The 18,129-nt window shown below is 34.1% G+C and carries 19 protein-coding genes; 9 read left to right on the forward strand and 10 right to left on the reverse strand.

What is annotated here, in order from left to right:
• Positions 1-37 precede the first annotated feature (37 nt).
• A complete protein-coding gene (locus tag O0955_RS07840) occupies positions 38-226 on the reverse strand; it encodes a hypothetical protein (RefSeq protein WP_269426989.1) in 189 nt (62 codons plus the stop codon).
• Positions 227-350: 124 nt separating this feature from the next.
• On the opposite strand from O0955_RS07840, the gene O0955_RS07845 reads away from it, so the two are divergent.
• Entirely contained in the window at positions 351-560 is a 210-nt protein-coding gene (locus O0955_RS07845; RefSeq protein ID WP_269426990.1) for a KTSC domain-containing protein, read from the forward strand.
• Positions 561-861: 301 nt separating this feature from the next.
• Here O0955_RS07845 and idi read toward each other — a convergent pair whose 3' ends face one another.
• From idi to O0955_RS07865, 4 genes are all read right to left on the reverse strand, one after another.
• Positions 862-1,395, reverse strand: coding sequence for an isopentenyl-diphosphate Delta-isomerase (gene idi, locus O0955_RS07850; RefSeq protein WP_269426991.1), 534 nt, complete (start codon positions 1,393-1,395; stop codon positions 862-864).
• A gap of 1 nt (position 1,396) precedes the next feature.
• Positions 1,397-2,233 carry a phytoene/squalene synthase family protein gene (locus tag O0955_RS07855; RefSeq protein ID WP_269426992.1) on the reverse strand — a complete coding sequence of 279 codons (837 nt, stop codon included), beginning with the start codon at positions 2,231-2,233 and terminating at the stop codon, positions 1,397-1,399.
• Entirely contained in the window at positions 2,230-3,123 is an 894-nt protein-coding gene (locus tag O0955_RS07860) for a MerR family transcriptional regulator (RefSeq protein ID WP_269426993.1), read from the reverse strand. The genes O0955_RS07855 and O0955_RS07860 overlap by 4 nt, the downstream gene beginning before the upstream one ends.
• Before the next feature lie 119 nt (positions 3,124-3,242).
• The gene (locus O0955_RS07865; protein ID WP_269426994.1) at positions 3,243-3,521 is read right to left on the reverse strand and encodes a hypothetical protein; all 279 of its coding nucleotides are present in this window, start codon (positions 3,519-3,521) and stop codon (positions 3,243-3,245) included.
• A 345-nt stretch (positions 3,522-3,866) separates the two neighbouring features.
• On the opposite strand from O0955_RS07865, the gene O0955_RS07870 reads away from it, so the two are divergent.
• The 5 genes from O0955_RS07870 (at position 3,867) to O0955_RS07890 (ending at position 9,169) form a co-directional block, all read left to right on the forward strand.
• On the forward strand, positions 3,867-4,607 hold the full coding sequence (locus O0955_RS07870) for a LytR/AlgR family response regulator transcription factor (protein WP_269426995.1): 741 nt from the start codon (positions 3,867-3,869) through the stop codon (positions 4,605-4,607).
• Positions 4,608-4,821: 214 nt separating this feature from the next.
• Entirely contained in the window at positions 4,822-5,928 is a 1,107-nt protein-coding gene (locus O0955_RS07875) for a sensor histidine kinase (RefSeq protein ID WP_269426996.1), read from the forward strand.
• 146 nt (positions 5,929-6,074) lie between these two features.
• On the forward strand, positions 6,075-6,824 hold the full coding sequence (locus tag O0955_RS07880) for a LytR/AlgR family response regulator transcription factor (protein ID WP_269426997.1): 750 nt from the start codon (positions 6,075-6,077) through the stop codon (positions 6,822-6,824).
• A gap of 200 nt (positions 6,825-7,024) precedes the next feature.
• Positions 7,025-7,654, forward strand: a complete 630-nt coding sequence (locus tag O0955_RS07885) for a hypothetical protein (RefSeq protein WP_269426998.1) — start codon at positions 7,025-7,027, stop codon at positions 7,652-7,654.
• Positions 7,655-7,795: 141 nt separating this feature from the next.
• Entirely contained in the window at positions 7,796-9,169 is a 1,374-nt protein-coding gene (locus tag O0955_RS07890) for an exonuclease domain-containing protein (RefSeq protein ID WP_269426999.1), read from the forward strand.
• Between the two features lie 252 nt (positions 9,170-9,421).
• Here the strand turns inward: O0955_RS07890 and bioA are convergent, their stop codons facing one another.
• Genes bioA through O0955_RS07910 form a run of 4 tightly spaced genes read right to left on the reverse strand, consistent with a single transcriptional unit; the run spans position 9,422 to position 12,955 of the window.
• The gene (gene bioA / locus O0955_RS07895; protein ID WP_269427230.1) at positions 9,422-10,687 is read right to left on the reverse strand and encodes an adenosylmethionine--8-amino-7-oxononanoate transaminase; all 1,266 of its coding nucleotides are present in this window, start codon (positions 10,685-10,687) and stop codon (positions 9,422-9,424) included.
• The gene (locus O0955_RS07900; RefSeq protein WP_269427000.1) at positions 10,665-11,537 is read right to left on the reverse strand and encodes a CPBP family intramembrane glutamic endopeptidase; all 873 of its coding nucleotides are present in this window, start codon (positions 11,535-11,537) and stop codon (positions 10,665-10,667) included. Before O0955_RS07900 ends, bioA begins: the two co-directional genes overlap by 23 nt.
• A complete protein-coding gene (locus O0955_RS07905; protein WP_269427001.1) occupies positions 11,527-11,982 on the reverse strand; it encodes an NUDIX domain-containing protein in 456 nt (151 codons plus the stop codon). Before O0955_RS07905 ends, O0955_RS07900 begins: the two co-directional genes overlap by 11 nt.
• Positions 11,969-12,955 carry a cation diffusion facilitator family transporter gene (locus O0955_RS07910; protein ID WP_269427002.1) on the reverse strand — a complete coding sequence of 329 codons (987 nt, stop codon included), beginning with the start codon at positions 12,953-12,955 and terminating at the stop codon, positions 11,969-11,971. Before O0955_RS07910 ends, O0955_RS07905 begins: the two co-directional genes overlap by 14 nt.
• A gap of 112 nt (positions 12,956-13,067) precedes the next feature.
• Here O0955_RS07910 and O0955_RS07915 point away from each other — a divergent pair, with 112 nt between their 5' ends.
• Together O0955_RS07915 and O0955_RS07920 are read left to right on the forward strand one after the other, a co-directional pair.
• The gene (locus O0955_RS07915) at positions 13,068-14,261 is read left to right on the forward strand and encodes a pyridoxal phosphate-dependent aminotransferase (RefSeq protein ID WP_269427003.1); all 1,194 of its coding nucleotides are present in this window, start codon (positions 13,068-13,070) and stop codon (positions 14,259-14,261) included.
• Between the two features lie 71 nt (positions 14,262-14,332).
• Positions 14,333-14,872 (forward strand): cysteine hydrolase family protein, encoded by a 540-nt coding sequence (locus O0955_RS07920; RefSeq protein WP_269427004.1) that lies wholly within the window; start codon positions 14,333-14,335, stop codon positions 14,870-14,872.
• A 728-nt stretch (positions 14,873-15,600) separates the two neighbouring features.
• Here the strand turns inward: O0955_RS07920 and O0955_RS07925 are convergent.
• Positions 15,601-16,845: an ABC transporter permease gene (locus tag O0955_RS07925; RefSeq protein ID WP_269427005.1), complete on the reverse strand. Its 1,245-nt coding sequence runs from the start codon at positions 16,843-16,845 to the stop codon at positions 15,601-15,603.
• A gap of 201 nt (positions 16,846-17,046) precedes the next feature.
• On the opposite strand from O0955_RS07925, the gene queA reads away from it, so the two are divergent.
• Positions 17,047-18,096 (forward strand): tRNA preQ1(34) S-adenosylmethionine ribosyltransferase-isomerase QueA, encoded by a 1,050-nt coding sequence (gene queA, locus O0955_RS07930; RefSeq protein WP_269427006.1) that lies wholly within the window; start codon positions 17,047-17,049, stop codon positions 18,094-18,096.
• Positions 18,097-18,129 lie beyond the last annotated feature (33 nt).

The following is an 18,129-nucleotide window of genomic DNA, read 5'->3' on the forward strand; positions in this document are numbered from 1 at the left end:
GAAATCTATCAATTACAGCCTACTATAAAATCAAGCTTTAATCGTGCCCCAGGTATTCAATACCGGCAGGTGTCATTGCCGCCGACCATTGAACAGCATCTCTGTTTATTTTAATAAAACCCAGCCTTTCGAGTTCTTCATAAGTTTCTTCCATCCCTCCCAAAACAGAGGAACTCATTTGTTGATTAATTACCTCAAGTAGAGATATAATTTCTTCTTTTTTCATTGTCTGTAAACAATTAAGGTTAGATAATAACAGCCGGTTTATTGAAATGTTTAGACCTTTTCTGTATTAAAGTTAAGATTAAAACCATTGAGTGAGAGATATGTTTTTAAGTAAAAAATATATCATGCCATCTTCTGTAATTAATCATTTCAGCTACAATATACAATCGCATACTTTGAAAATAACTTTTGTTACCGGATTAACCTATCAATACAGCAATGTGCCGCAGGAAATTTATGATATGCTAAAAGCAGTAAAATCAAAAGGAAAGTATTTCAATGATGCCATCAGGAATAAATACAAATACAAAAAATTAAAAAAACATCAGGATTGATCCATTTTATATTTCAAAAGGTAAACAATTAAGTTTTTCTTACCTTTTTAGTGAAATTCTATACTAACAATTTAATTAAATCAAAAAAAATGCAAAAAAAAGGCCTCACTAATCAAAATATAACTTACTTATTACTAAAACTTTAATAAATACCTAAAAATGTAGTTAAATTTTAAATTATAATTTTAAAGTAAAAGAAATGATAAATTATTAGGAAATTCAAAAACTAGGCCTATATTTGTCCTCGAGAGCGTTAATTTAGATACGGGTATATGACTTAGGTTATATGCCCGTTTTTTGTTTATAAGAAATTTAAATATTGCTCTTCGACCTGTTTAAGGCATATTTTTAACCAGGGCGTGTATAAATCCGGTTGAGTATGAATATCTTTCTTTAACGTTTCCAGGTCTGTATAACGATAAGTCGCCACTTCATTTGGGTTAATGACCGGAACCTCATCCGACACTCCAAAAAATACATGATCAAGCTCATTTTCAATTAAGCCATTTTCAAGATTTGCTTTATAAATAAAATTAAAAGCATAGGTAAGCTTGCAATTCATTCCCATTTCTTCCTGTAAACGGCGGCTTGCAGCATCGTTATTATTTTCGCCTAAGCGTGGATGACTACAACAGGTATTCGTCCATAAACCAGCAGAATGATATTTATCTTTCGCTCTTTGCTGAAGTAACAATTCATTGTTGCTATTAAAAATAAAAACAGAGAATGCCCGGTGCAACAAACCTTTTTGATGCGCTTCCATTTTCTCCATACCTCCTTGCGGTTCATCAAATTCGTTTACCAGAATGACTTGCTCTACGATCGTATTTTGCAATTTATATAACGTTTAATTTATGACGGATGACAGAATCAAACATTAAACCAATTTTATGATGATTTGGTATTCTGATTCTTTCTGTCATGATTTTTTCTGCACTAAGCAGTTTTATTTTACCGAATAACTTTTTGTAATAAATATAAGCGAGATAAACCCCGTTTCTTGAACTGGAAGGCAACATTTTAATCCCTGTTAAAGCTTCTTTAAACTCCTCTTCTATCTCCTTTTCAATGGCTTGTTTTTGATGATCACAAAAGGCTGCAAGGTTAACATTTGGAAAATAATTACGGTTGAGCGATTCATGGTCTGCCTTCACATCACGAAGAAAATTTACTTTTTGAAACACAGAACCCAGTTTCATGGCAAAAGGCTTCAATTTTTCATAATCATGCTCATTACCTGCAGTAAATACCTTTAAACACATTAAACCAACCACTTCGGCTGAACCCAAAATGTAAGTATCATATAATTCAGGTGTATATTTTTGCTCATTCAAATCCATTTCCATGCTGTTAAGAAATAAATGAATAAGCTGATGATCAATCTGATATCGATTAACAACCTCTTGAAAGGCATTTAATATTGGATTTAGGCTAATCCCCGCTGCGATGGCTTCAAAAGTATCGTTCTTAAATTTATTTAATAGGTATTTTTTATCAAAGCGATGAAAACTGTCTACAATTTCGTCGGCAAGGCGAACAAAACTATAAATAGAATAAATGGGTGATCTCATTTCTTTACCCAGGAAGTAAATTCCGAATGAAAAGCTTGTGCTATATCGTTTCGTTATAAGCTTACTGCAATCTGCGGACAACTGATCAAAAATCTCTTTCATAAGGCTATACGGGGTTGGATAATATTTTCAAATTCATCAAGGCTTTTAAACCAGTTGATGTGATTTATATTTTTGAGCTGATTGATAATTTGACCATTTCCGGCCAAATGAATTTGAGTAGATCTGCATATTTCTGATAATTGATCAATATATTGCTGAGCAGTTTTAACTAATTTTAAATTGATCATAAAAATTAAAACCTGATCAATATGAGTACTGGAAAGAACCTTTTCAATTGAGCTTAAGGGCACTTTACTACCCAAAAATATAACTTTTTGTTTCGCAGCCCTAAGAAAATAATTTGCAAAAAGTAAGCCAATGTCATGGTCTTCATTTTCAGGAAGAAATAATAACCAGGTTTGACCTTCACCCTGTTCTAATGGAATATTATTAATGGCTGAAAAGATTTTTTGCCGGATAATATTGGATAAAAAATGTTCGTGAGCCGGGCAAATATCATCTTTACGCCACATCAATCCTAACCGAACTAAAAGCGGATACATCACCCTGCGGTAACAATCTGTTAACCCATATTTATAAATAAATTCGTTAATGAGACGATCAAATGCAGCTTCGTCAAAAGCAATACCATGTTTGATTAGTTGCGAAATATAGTATTCAGCCTGATGATCTTCATTAGAAACCTGATGCTGCTTGCTTAATAAGGCATTTAAATCAGTATCTGAAAGGCTGCAAATTTTAGAAATTTTTAACCCCGTCTGATTTAAACTTACAATATTTAACAACTTTTTTAATTGCTCATCATCATACATACGGGTATTGCCCTGAGAGCGCATCGGCTTCAGTGCATTGTACCGTTGCTCCCAAATCCTGATCGTATGAGACTGAATTCCGGAAAGCTGTTCTAAATCAGAAATGGTGTAAGTCATTATTTTGTTTAAATATATCTAATAATATCTAAACAAAAAAATCAAAATTAAGTTTTAACTTTTGATAAATTGCAAAATGCAACTCAATCCTTAGTTAAATAGCAGGAAAGCATTAATATTTAAACAAAAGAATGCTCGCTGAGCAATACACCTCTCTCTCCGTTTCCGGTTTCTATGATATGAATATGTTTGTAAGATTGACTAAACCAATCATATCCTTGTTCCATGTTTTGAATAGATACACTATTTAAAGGATAGTTTCTATTGTTTTGCATACAAAGCAAACTGCCGTTTGCTAATAATAGAAAATCACAATCATATCCCCTGTCTTGTAATTCAATTACTTTACGGGTTAATGATTCATTTAATTTTTTAGGTTTTAATACTCGGTTTTTCATGGGAATGATGATTTAGGGGTGACCGATCTTATTGATCATACAAAGTATAATCAATATCTACTACGAAGTAAAATATAATTTATTGTATTTCAATATATTATGCAATATTATTTTTATAATTCATTAAAATAGTTACACAACCGCTTTTATTTTAACATTAAAGTAGCAAGGTAACGCATTCGTCATAAAACCGGGTCAATAAAAAAGCATATTCATGAATTACAAACCTGATGAATACCTATATAACCTTTACCAATAATTCAAAAACCTTGATGAACGTGTTTTTATTTTATATTTGATTAATCATGCCTTATTTTGTGTATTAACAGCTCTATTAAATTTAAGATGAAATTAAAATGTATTGTAATTGATGACGATATCCATGCAATAAACGGCATAACTAACTACATCAGTACCTTATCCAACATACAACTTACACATGCCTACACTGATCCCTTACAGGCTTTAACAGAAATTAGCGGCGGTGGCAGTGTAGATATTATATTTATGGACATTGATATGCCTATGATTTCAGGCATTGAGCTTTCTAAAGCCATCAGACATAAAACGAATAAATTAATCTTTACAACGTCTCACTCCAAATATGCTTACGAAGCCTTTGAAATGCATGCAAATGCTTATTTATTAAAACCTTATACATTTGCACGTTTTGCAGAAACCATTAACCGGCTTTTTCCAAAAAGCCCAAGCATTCCCGCGGTTAATCTGAAACAGGAAGAAGATTATTTTTTTGTTCGCAATAAGAATGAAAGAAATAACTTAATCAAAATCAGGTATAGTGATATTATTGCAGTAGAAAGTCTTCAAAATTATATTAGAATCTATACCGTTGATGAAACTATTGTTACTTACATTGCTTTATCAGAAATTAAGGTAATCCTTAAAGATCTTCCTTATTTTATGCAGGCGCACCGGTCTTTTATTGTAGCTAAAAAATATATCGAACAGGTAGAGGGTTATACCTTAAAAATGACCAATAACTTAACGGTTACCATAGGTATTCGTTTCCGTGAGGAAATATTAGAATATATTAGAGAAAAGACAATAAAAACCAGCCGAACCTAAACGACTGGTTTTTATTGCTGAACTATTGAACAATGCCAGTCCCCATTGTTGTTCCCATCATAGTTTTGGTAGGATCAGTAGTAAAACTAGTTTTTAAAACAATTGATTTAAATACAAAGACTGTTTTTCTGATGATTTTAGCTTGCCGTTTCATGTTTTTTTTCTGAAACTTAGCGGGCTTTTTAATCGTCAGAAAAATCCTTACACCAATAACATGAAATCCTACACAGATGCTTCTTTTACCATAAAAACTGATTTTATAAAGTGGATCGACAGCAAGAAATATCACTTTATTGGTTGGGCTTTTTTTATAACCTATGAAGTACTCATCATAGGATTATTCAGCGGCCATTTTGGGACATTAAGTAGTTATATTATCCATTATATCTTAAATATCTGGCTCTTTTACTTTAATGCCCACATTGTCTTAATTAATTCACTAAAAAATCGGAAACAAGCCATTTGGAGGATTCCCATTTTGTTCCTTTTTCAAACAGCCATCTATTTATTATGTATCTATTATATTGAGATCTTCATGATTAAGTACAAACAAGTTACTGATCCTGGAAAACTTGAACTTAATTATAACTATGTTATTGGACCCTTATTCAGATGTTTCTACTTTATATTTTTCTCTGTAGGATACTTTTTTCTAATCAACTTTCTTAAAGAGCGCAAAAAGACTGAAGAGCTTGAAAAACAGCGGTTACAAAATCTGATTCAAATCACTAAATCAGAAAATGCCTTTTTAAAAGCCCAAATCAATCCCCACTTTTTATTTAACACATTAGATTTTATTTACCATAATACCATAAAATCTTCTCCGGTAGCAGCAGAAAGCATTCTTTCTCTTGCCAATATGATGCGCTATGCGGTTGATAGTAATTCGGATGATGAACTTATAACCCTGGGAGATGAAATTGACCAGGTAGAAAACCTTATTAATTTGCATCAGCTGAGGCAAAATCATTCCCTTCAAATTCATTTTGATTACGAGGATGAAATACGTTCGCAAAAAATTATTCCGCTCGTACTCATTACTTTGGTCGAAAACATTTTCAAGCATGGTGATTTAAATGATCAATCTCAGCCCGCCGAAATTAATTTGGAACTAGGTCCTGATGTATTGATTTTAAAAACGGATAATCTGGTTAGTGCAACTCAAAATAGTAATGGATTAAACTCTGGAATGGAAAACATCAGAAAGCGTTTAAATTATACTTATGGAGATCGGGCTTCGTTTAAGTTTTATAAAGACGAAAGAAATCATTTCATTGTAACACTAAAAATAAAAGCAATAAGTGAGATAAAATATAAATAAAATCAAGCTCTTGAATGAATAATCAATCATTTCTTCTTGATTAAGAAGCATAAATCCGTTACGAATGAGTTAAAATCCGTTTCTAAAAGTTTTTTTTTTCATTTTAAAGGGCCTTGTTGTAATTTGCCCCGACAAAAACCTATAAAATGCCAATAAGTTGCATCGCGATTGATGATGACCCGAGTTCATTAGAAAATTTAATGGCTTACATGAGTAAATTACCGGATTTAAACCTGGTAAAAAGTTTTACAGAACCATTAAAAGCGCTTCAAGAGATTTCTGCTTCAAATCCCGTTGACATTATCTTTATGGATGTAGAAATGCCTGCAATTTCGGGCATTGAACTTGCCAGCTTGCTAAGACAAAAAACAAAATACCTTGTTTTTACAACAGCCCATGCAAAATATGCAATTGATGCGTTTAAAGTTGATGCCGACGCTTACTTATTAAAACCTTATTCTATTCTTCATTTTGCCAAAACGATAAATAACCTTTATCCATCCGAGAAGAAAAAACCTCTTCCGTTTTCAATTTCCGAAAATCACTTTTATATTCCCATTCAAACCATTGAAGAAAATTTAGCCCGTATAGATTTAAACGAACTGATTGCAGTGGAAATCCTGAAAGAAGATATACACTTTAAAACACTAAAAAACAATTACTTAAGCCCTAAACTAAACTTCCTTAAAATTGTAAAAATGCTGAGCAAGTATCCTACATTTATACAGGTTAATCCCAAAACTGTCATATCCAAACAGTATATAAAAAACATAATTGGTGAACAAATTTTTCTTTTTAAAAGTCTTTCTTACCGGATGGAAGAGCCTTTTAAAGAGGCTTTTTCAGATTTTGTTAAGCGAAACCTTTTACTCCCCGGTAAATCAAAAATTTCTTAACTACCCTCGTTTTTCCAGCGTACTACGCATAACCATTAAGGCATTTTCAGCAAGAATCTGTTTTTCAGCTGAGTTTCATTTCGAAAAATGCTTTAATTAAAACATTTCACAATATTTTTTGTCTTAAAGGTTAATTATTTTATTATTTAAAATGACTTCTTGAAATTTTAAATGCCCTGACCTATAACAAAAAACAACAGATGAATTTAAAACGAATTGTATCCTTTACATTGTTAACCTTAGTAGCGTCGATAAGTTTACATGCGCAAACGAACCGTCCGGACAAATTATACAGTATGAGCGGAATAGGCTTTTCTTTTCCTATGGGTGAAACCAGCGATTATTTAAAACCGAAATTTTCTACTTCGTTAGGTGTAAATTTAGGCCTTGGCAAAGGTGGATTATTTCTATATCCGAAGGTTAGTTTACATGCTTTCAAATTTAATGAACTCAACCCTGATGCAGGTTATAATTATGCTTTGCAAAACGGCCGGTCTACAACTTACCTTCTGAATGTTGCTTTAGGCTACCGAAAAATCGTAGACAAATGGGCTTTTTATGGTTTTGCAGGAGCTGGAGGTGGTTTTATTTTAACGCCGAGAGCAACAGTAAATCCTGGTTCAATGCAGGTTATAATGGATAATAAAACCATCGGAACAGCTATTGCCGAAGGTGGTGGTGGTATTGAATATAATATTGGAGGGGCAAACCTATTTGTTGAAGCCAGTTATATGTATGGATTTAGCAAAATACAAAACCGGGCTTTTAATACAGTTCCCATTTCTATTGGGATAAAACCAAATCTAAGCAAGTTGCTTAGTAAATTATAATCTACATACAGTAAAAATGAAGTGGTTGCATAAAGATGTAACCACTTTTTTTGCTATAAAGCAGGTTTCTATTAATAAAGAAATTAAAATTCTTTTATTACTAAATATTTTAGCATAGATTTGTGATTATAATCGAGCTTAATGTTATACGCAGTTGTAGATATAGAGACCACAGGAGGCCATGCATCAGCAAATAGAATTACTGAAGTTGCCATCAATATCCACGATGGACAGAAAATTATAGAATCGTACAGTACCTTAATTAATCCTAAACGGGATATTCCGGATTACATTACTGCTTTAACCGGTATCAGTAATGAAATGCTGGTTGATGCCCCTTCTTTTGAAGATGTGGCGCTACAAATTTATCAATTGCTGCACAATAAAATCTTTGTGGCACATAATGTAAACTTCGATTATTCTTTTCTAAAACATCATCTTTCTTATGCTGGTTACGATTTGCAATGCAAAAAACTTTGCACAGTCAGGTTAAGCCGCAAATTATTTCCGGGTAAAGTCTCCTACAGCTTAGGAAAGTTATGTAATGCTCTTCAAATTCCGATTCAAAACCGTCACCGGGCTGCCGGAGATGCAGATGCAACCAGCATTTTATTTAACCTTCTTTTAGAAAGTGATGCTGACGGGATAATTTCGGACATGTTAAAAAAAACGTCCAAAGAACAGGTTTTACCTCCTCATTTGGACAAAAAACACATCCTGAGTTTACCCAACAAACCCGGTGTTTATTATTTTAAAGATAGTAAGGGTAAGATTATTTATGTTGGAAAGGCTAAAGATTTAAAAAAACGGGTAACCAGTCATTTTACTGGCAATAAACCGAATAGACAGCGACAAGATTTTTTGAGGACAATTTATCATATCGATTATGTAACCTGTGGTACCGAACTTATGGCCCTGATTTTAGAAGCCAATGAGATTAAACGGTTATGGCCCGAAAATAACCGGGCTATGAAACGTTATGAACATAAATATGATCTCTATGTTTTTGAAGACCAAAACGGATACATGCGCTTAGCAATTGATAAGCATAAAAAGAATAATTATGCTTTGCAAAGTTTCAATAATTTACTTGAGGGTTATAACTTTTTAAATCAACTGGTAGATAAATATCAGTTGTGCGCAAGGTTATGTTATCTGCAAAAAACTAAAACGAAATGTATAGCGCATGAAAATGGACAATGTTTTGGGGCTTGCAGTGGAATAGAAACGGTAGCCGTTTACAACAAAAGATTAAACAGCGCTTTGCAGGATATTGCCAGTTTACAACCCAGTTTTGCACTGGTTGACGAAGGACGTGAAAATGAAGAATTGAGTTGCCTTATTGTAGAAAATGGAAAATTTTATGGCATGGGTTACTTTACCGAAAAAACTTATCTCGAAGAAGGCATGGCACCGATTAAGGATAACATATCTATTTATCAATCAAATAGTTATATTTTAAATTTAATTTTACATCACGCAGAACAGTTTCCCAATAAACTTTATAAACTCTAGTCAGTTTTCTTTAATCCTGATTTTGTTTAAGTACCTTATGAATAGAAAAACTGTTTAACAATTCCAAATGCAGCTTTAATGAGGACTTGGAAAATGAACAGATGATGGCTTCAATCTGGACTAACTTTCAAAAGAAATCCAGACGTTACTTTACTAAAAGACCTAATAAAATTTATTCAACACTTCGACTACTTGTTTCGATTCTTATCGGGACGCTCAATGCGACAAATAATTAAGTTATAATACAGTTGCTTAAATTTCTTCTAATGCAGATTTTATTGCAGAATATATGTAATCTAAATCCTCATTACTGATTACGTAAGGAGGTAAAATATAAATGATGTTTCCAAGCGGTCTTAAAATAATGCCTTTATCCAGGAAGTAAGCATAAAGTAAATTCCTTAGCTCGCTTAAATAAGAAGTCTCATCTCCTGTCTCCCACTCAATCACAATAATGGTTCCGGTATGCCTTGCCGTTTTAACCTTTTTATGATCTTTTATTTCATTTAAAAATGTAGCGTGTTTCGTTTCGATACGCTTAATATTTTCTAATGTTTTACTTTCCAGTAAAATATCCAAGCTCGCTAAAGAGGCTACACAAGCAATTGGGTTGGCTGTAAATGAATGCCCGTGATACAATGTTTTGAGCTTATCGTCGCTTAAAAAAGCATTAAAAATCCGATTTGTGCAAGTGGTTACGCCCAATGGCATTGTTCCACCGGTTAAACCTTTACTCAAACAAAAAATATCAGGTCTGTTTTCCAGTTTTTCGCAGGCAAAGTAGGTTCCGGTCCGGCCAAAACCTGTCATTACCTCATCAGCAATCATTAAAATATCATTTTCCTTGCAAACAGATAAAAGTGCATCCAGGTATTTTGCTTCGTACATTAACATGCCTCCAGCGCCTAAAATCAGAGGTTCAAAAATAAAACAGGCCACTTCAGATTTTAGCTCCGTAATTCGGGTTTGAAGTACCGAAATATTTTGCTCATTGGGTAAATCAATAAATTCTACATCAAATAAAAGGCTGTTAAACGGATCAGTAAAAATGCTCCTGCCACTTACAGACATAGCTCCAAAAGTATCGCCATGGTAGGCATTTTTAAAGGCAAGAATTTTTGTTTTAGGTTTTCCAAGGTTATTCCAATACTGTAGACACATTTTTAATGCCACTTCCACTGCTGTGGAGCCATTATCAGTGTAAAAAACTTTTTCCTGTTGTCCCGGCAAAAGGGGCAATAAACGTTCTGCAAGTAAAACCGCTGGCTCATGCGTAAAACCAGCAAAAATTACATGTTCCAGAGTATTTAATTGTTCGGATACTTTTTGCGCAATATGCGGGTGCGAATGCCCATGAATATTTACCCACCACGATGATACAGCATCAATATACCGTTTTCCATTTTCGTCAAAAACATATACGCCTTCACCCCTAACAATTGGAATGTGTGGCAAGGCATTTTTCATTTGTGTATAAGGGTGCCAGATTACCTTTTTATCTCTCTCCGATAAACTCATCATCATTAAATATTTCTTGAACAGGCTGTATTTTGCCTTTAATTAATAACCAAACAATATAAATTAACAAAATTACAGTGCAGAGTAATGACCCTTCAGCACCAAATAAACCACCAGAAAACAGTGGACTTCCAATTGGCTTAGCAACCATTAATCCTGGCGCATCCAAACCGCTTACCTTAAAGCCCAGCAAAGTACCCTGGCAAAAATTCCAGCCAAAATGCAGGCCAACTGCCCACCAGATATTTCTTTTCTGCAAGGTAATAATCGAAAATAAAATACCACTTAAGGTAATATTGATCATTGGAACGATAGAAAAATTAGGGTTGGTTAAGTGGATAAGGCCAAATAATAAACCATTTATAACAACGGCAATTGAAATTAAATAACGTTCGGAAAATACCACCAGTGGAAAACTTCTGAATACAAATTCTTCTGAAATGCCAACTAAAACAAAGAATAACAAATAAGCTAAAATTGAAACCGGATTGATTTCTGATTTAGAAAAAACAACATTTCCATTGGCATAAATAATTGCAGTACAACAAGCAATTAAGCCTAAACCAATGAGTGTTCCTTTAAAAAAGCCGGACAGGATATTTGTGTTAACAATAAATACGCCTTCAAAATTTCGTGAAGGAAATATTTTAAAGATCATCAATAAAGCGCCAACAGCCATAATAATTAATGAAACTTCATTATACAGGTTACTGGAGAAGCTTCCTTCGGGGAAATTAAAAACTTTCATCTGGTCCAGCATTCCGAAAGGAATTCCCCAGATAAGAATTAAAAAAGCGAATAAAAAAACACTAAGAATCGGTTTTAGGTAATAAAGAAATTTATTCTCCATTTGCCAACCATTGATTTTTTAATAAACTAACCACGGTTTTATCAGTTTTAAAAGTAATTTCATCCAATGATAAATCCTTAATCTTTACCCACCGGAAAGCTTGTAAAAGTTCTCCATCACCATCAAAATCATATATTTTAGTTTTAAAGGTTAATTGTAAAGGTGCTTTTTCTTTAACCAAATAATAAACACTAATGACCTGACTATCATTAAAGGACGATCTTTCGTAAAAATCAGTCGTATAAAAATGTGCTAAAACTTCAATTTCTGCCTGACATTCTTCAACAAATTCGCGTTTAAGACCTTCTATCAAACCTTCTCCTAATTCAAGTCCACCACCAGGAAATTTACTAAAACGCATGCCATACTCCTGTTCATCACTAACCAAAACCTCTCCGTGCTGGTTAATTAATAACCCATAAACCCTAATATTAAAGTAGCTCATTATCGAAGTGTTTTTTATTTTTAATTACAATTTCAGGTGTCCAGATAATTTCTTTTTTAAAAGCTTCTGCTCTAACCTTACATTCGCTCATGTGGCAATAGTGGCAACATGCGGGTAAGCAAGGATCTGCGTGAATAAAAAGTTCAGCTCTGCGCACACCATTTTTATTTATGAGTTCGTCAATCTGAGAAATTTCTCTGTGAACCTGATTCAAATCAAAATAATAAGGCAGTGTAACATGACAGTCGATATGAAACTCGGGACCATACTGTTGTGTACGTAAATTATGGATGTCAATCCATGGATTATGGCGATGTTCCTGTAAAACAGAAACGACTTCTTCAACCAGGGTAAAATCACTTTCATCCATTAATCCACCCACCGAGCCGCGGGTAAGCTGATATCCTGAATAGACAATGTAAAATCCAACCAGTACCGACAGTAAGCTATCCAACCAGATAATATTGGTTAACTGGATTAAAATTAGTCCCACCACAATTGCCACACTGGTGTAAGTATCTGTTAACAAATGTTTTCCATCAGCCTGCAGGGTAATGGAATGTTCTTTCTTGCCAACATTAATCAAATACAATCCAACAACCATATTAATCAGGCCTGTTATTCCAATAATCAACGTTCCTTCTAAAAGTTTTGATACTGCATGAGGATAAATCAGATTGTAAGATGATTTAAAAATGATGATGACACCGGCAATCAGGATTAAAATTCCTTCTACAAAAGCAGAGAAAAATTCGACCTTGCCATGTCCATACGGATGATTCTCATCACGCGGTTGCGTGCTCAGGTAAATGCTGTAAAAAGCAAAGCTTCCGGCAATTACATTTACAATACTTTCGGCTGCATCGGTTAATATCGCGTTAGAACCTGTAATAAAATAAGCTACAAACTTTGCAAGCATTAAAATAATACTGACCGATAATGATACTATAATTGCCTTTTTTTTAACTGTCACAAGGATTTTTTTTCAAAAATACGCTTATCGCTTAAATTAAATGAGAAAAACTATGTCTTTTTTAGTGCAGAATAATATTTGGTTTATATATTTGCGGTCAAAGTAATTAACCATGAGCATCTTATCAAAAAGAATCAACAATCTATCTGAATCACAAACCATTAAAATGGCCAAAATGGGCCGTGAACTATCTGCAAAAGGCATCGACATCATCAACCTAAGCTTTGGTGAACCTGATTTCCATACGCCGGATAATGTAAAAGAGGCTGCTAAGAAGGCCATCGACGAAAATTATTCTTACTACACGCCTGTTTCGGGCTATCCTGATTTGAGAAAGGCTATTGTAAAGAAATTAAAGGATGAAAATGGTTTGGATTATGAAATCGACCAGATTGTAGTTTCTACAGGCGCCAAACAAAGTTTGGCTAACGCAGTTATGTGTTTAATTGATCCTGATGATGAGGTGATTGTACCCACTCCATATTGGGTTTCTTATTCTGAAATGATTAAACTGGCCGAAGGTAAATCAGTTTTCATTAATTCAACAGTAGAAAATAATTTTAAAATTACTGCTGAAGAGTTAGAAGCGGCAATTACCCCTAAGACTAAAATTTTTATGTTTTCTTCTCCATGTAATCCAACTGGTTCGGTTTACAGTAAAGAAGAATTAGCTTCTTTAGTTCAGGTTTTCGAAAAATATCCAAATATCTACATCCTTTCTGATGAAATTTACGAACACATTAACTTTGTAGAGGAACACGCATCTATTGCATCTTTTCCAAGTGTTAAAGACAGGGTAATCATCATTAATGGTTTTTCTAAAGCATATGCAATGACGGGCTGGAGAGTTGGTTATTCGGTTTCGAGTAAAGAGATTGCACAGGCTTGTGATAAATTACAGGGACAAATTACTTCGGGTACTTCTTCTATTTCTCAGCGTGCAGCTTTAGCAGCCTATAATGAAGGTTTAGCTAGTGTAAACGAAATGAAAGCTGAGTTTAAAAAACGCAGGGATTTAGTTTACGGTTTATTAAAAGAAATTCCGGGTTTAAAAGTTAATTTACCTGATGGTGCATTTTATTTCTTTCCGGAAGTAAAAAGCTTTTTTGGTAAATCTGTTAACGGGCAAACCATCACGAACGCAGAAGATTTAAGTTTATACTTATTAAATGAAGCACATGTAAGCACAGTTACCGGCGAAGCTTTCGGAAATGAAAACTGCATCCGTATTTCTTATGCAGCATCAGAAGATCAATTAAAGAAAGCTGTGGCGCAAATTGCCGCTGCATTGGCAAAACTGAACTAATTAATTTTATCCATATCAAAACCCTCATCAATTAGGTTGGTGAGGGTTTTCTTTTTAAAAGAAACTTATTTATGAAAGCTTTATTAATTATCGATATGCAAATTGGAAGTTTTAAACCCTACGCTGCACGATACAATACAATGGAAGTGATTAACAACATTAACCAGATTGCAGATAATTTTAGAAAAAACGGTGATAAAGTAATTTTTATCCAGCACGACGGTACCAAAGAAAATTGTTTTTTACCCAATACCGAAGACTGGCAATTATTACCGGAATTAAATCAGGAAACTGATGACCTTTTTGTAAGCAAAACGGTTAACGACTCTTTTTACCAAACCGATTTACAAGAAATACTGGAAAAGCATAACATTAGCAATTTGGTAATTACGGGTTGTGCTACAGATTTTTGTGTCGATTCTACCGTCAAATCTGCTTTAACAAAAGATTACAAAGTTACCGTGGTTGGAGATGCTCATACTACAGCTTCCAGACCTCATGTGGATGCTTTAAATCTCATCAAGCACTATAACTGGTTGTGGAGCGAAACTACACCTGCAAAGTATAAAATAGACTTAATTTCTACTGCTGATTTAATTTCTACAGAGTAAATGGTCATTTTAAGCACAGCCTTTCTATTTTGAAAGTCTACAAAGGTTAGTTTAACAGATTAAAAATTAGGAAACGGGCAGATAAAAGCATTTCGGAAACAGCAATCCCGCTCCCGTTTCTGCCCCTGATGAAAAATCGGGGCATCTCACTCCTATCGGGTTTAGAAACAAAGTTTCCTCTGCAAAATGTCATTGATTTTATTTCACTATACGCATTTCTCTAAACCTGATTGAAGCGGCATCCCCTGATTTTTCATCAGGGATACAGCGAAAAGCAGGAATGCCGATAAAAATAGCGCAGAACCTTGCTTTCCAAATAAAAATTTTATCAATTAAAATTATAAACTGGCTTTTTAGAAAATCTACAAGCAAAGGTTAACAAATTAAAGATTAGGAAACAGGCAGATAAAAGCATTTCGGAAACAGCAATCCCGCTCCCGTTTCTGCCCAGGTGAAAAACCGGGGCATCTCACTCCGATCGGGTTTAGAAACAAAGTTTCCTCTGCAAAATGTCATTGATTTTATTTCACTATCCGCATTTCTCTAAACCTGATTGAAGCGGCATCCCCTGATTTTTCATCAGGGATACAGCGAAAAGCAGGAATGCCGATAAAAATAGCAAAGAACCCTGCTTTCCAAATAAAAATATAAAATCCTGTTCAACCAAAAAAGCAGAATTTGATATAGACCAAATTCTGCTTTTTAATGTAATTATAAACCTGAATATTTTAACTCCTGATGGCCTCCACCGGATCTAATCTCGAAGCTGAGTAAGCAGGCCAAAACCCTGATATAGTTCCGATTACAACAGAAATACTAATACCAAGCATGATGTTATTTAAACCTAAAATAATGTGGAAATCGAAAATTGCGCCAATAAGTAGTGAGAATAGGTAGACGAGTAATAAACCTAGCAAACCGCCTAAAATACAAAGGGATATAGATTCAAATATAAATTGAAGCAATATAAAATATCTTTTTGCACCTAATGATTTCTGAATACCGATGATATTAGTTCGCTCTTTTACAGATACAAACATGATATTGGCGATACTAAAACCACCAACTAAGATAGAGAAACCACCAATTACCCAACCTGCGATATTAACCATATCGAACATTTTACCCAGCTGATTAGATAAAATAGTTGTTTTATTCAGGGCAAAATCGTCTTCCTGTCCAGGTTTTAAACGGTGTATAGAACGCATTAAACCCTGCAATTCGCTTTCCACTTCTTCTAGTGATACCTTATCAGAACCCCTTACCGTTATTTGTGGGCCATATCGTTCATTCTGAATATCTAAAATACCTTTAGCAAAGTTTATTGGAATATTTACACTTTTATCCAAAGAAGTACCCAGCATATCTTCTCCTTCTTTTTTAAATACGCCAATAACGGTAACCCTTCTGCCTAAAATCTGAATTTGTTTACCAACGGGCTCATCACCTCCAAATAAACCATCTGCTATATCGGCACCAATTAAACAAACGGGTGTACCGTTTTTATTTTCATTTTCGGTAAAATAACGTCCGGCCTGAAGTTCAAAGTTCCAGGTTTTATTAAAATCCTGCGAAGCTGCAGAAATGGTAATGCCTTCAACAGAGTTGCTTCTATATTTTATGGTCCGGTTACTGGTTGCAATTTCAAAGGTAATGCCGTCTGAGTTTTCCATCCTTTCTCTAAGGGCCGCAAAATCACGAAGGGATGGCTGAGGGCGGTTCATATATTTCCACCATGGGTAATTATCACTAAAGCTCCATGGCCATTTTTGAACATAAATGGTGTTAGAACCCAGTTTATCAACACTAGCCTGCAATTTATTACGAAAGGTATCTACTGCAGAAAACACAGCAATAATGGTAAAAATACCAATGGTTATAGCCAGCAGCGATAACATTGTACGTAACTTATTTTGGCGCAATGCATCAAATGCAAATCGGAAACTCTCGCCTATCAGCCTAAAGATTATCATAATTAGAGTTTAGACACAACAAGTTTAAAAAGGTTACAGCTCATTTTCAAAACTAATTAATTTTGCAGAAGTAAAGCACAAAATTTAAGCAAACATAGGGGAATAAATTTTAGCTAAAACTTAAATAAGTACAAAAGCGTTGTTAAATACGAAAAAGAAGAATTAAATTCGTATTTTTGCACCTCAAAAAATTCATCAAGAATGAAATTATCACAATTCAAATTCAACTTACCTGAATCTCTTGTAGCCAATAATCCGGCTGAACAACGCGATGAAGCTCGTTTAATGGTTTTACATAAAGACAGCGGTAAAATTGAACATAAAATATTTAAAGACGTTTTAGGTTATTTCGATGACCAGGATGTTATGATATTAAATAACACTAAAGTTTTTCCGGCCCGTTTATACGGTAACAAAGAAAAAACGGGTGCTACAATCGAAGTGTTTTTATTACGTGAGTTAAATAAGGAGTTACGTTTATGGGATGTTTTAGTAGATCCGGCCCGTAAAATCCGTGTGGGTAATAAACTATATTTCGGCGATGATGATTTACTAGTTGCTGAGGTTGTAGATAACACCACATCACGTGGACGTACTATTCGTTTCTTATTTGAAGGTACGGATGAGGAGTTTAGAAGAAATGTTGAAATTTTAGGTGAAACTCCACTTCCTAAATACATTAAACGTAAAGCTACTGCTGAAGATAAAGAGCGTTATCAAACTATTTTTGCTAAACACGAAGGTGCAGTTGCTGCCCCTACTGCTGGTTTGCACTTTAGCCGTGAGCTAATGAAACGTTTGGAACTTAAAGGTATTAACTTTGCCGAAGTTACTTTACATGTTGGTTTAGGTACTTTCAGAACGGTAGAGGTGGAAGATTTAACCAAACACAAAATGGATTCTGAGCAGTTTATTATTGAGCAAAAAGATGCCAGTATTGTAAACAAAGCTTTAGAGGAAAAAAGAAAAATTTGTGCAGTTGGTACTACTTCAATGCGTGCAATAGAATCTGCTGTATCGGCAAACAGAACTTTAAAAGCGGCTAACGACTGGACAAGTAAGTTTATCTTTCCTCCATACGATTTCAGTATTGCAAACTCAATGATTACCAATTTCCATACACCTGAATCTACTTTACTGATGATGGTTAGTGCTTTTGGTGGTTACGAAAATGTAATGAATGCCTATGAAGTGGCGGTTAAAGAAAAATATAAATTCTACAGCTATGGCGATGCCATGCTAATTATATAGATTTGAGTATTGAGTGATGAGGTTTACCACAAA

Source organism: Pedobacter punctiformis, assembly GCF_027213715.1.
Classification (GTDB): Bacteria; Bacteroidota; Bacteroidia; order Sphingobacteriales; family Sphingobacteriaceae; genus Pedobacter; species Pedobacter punctiformis.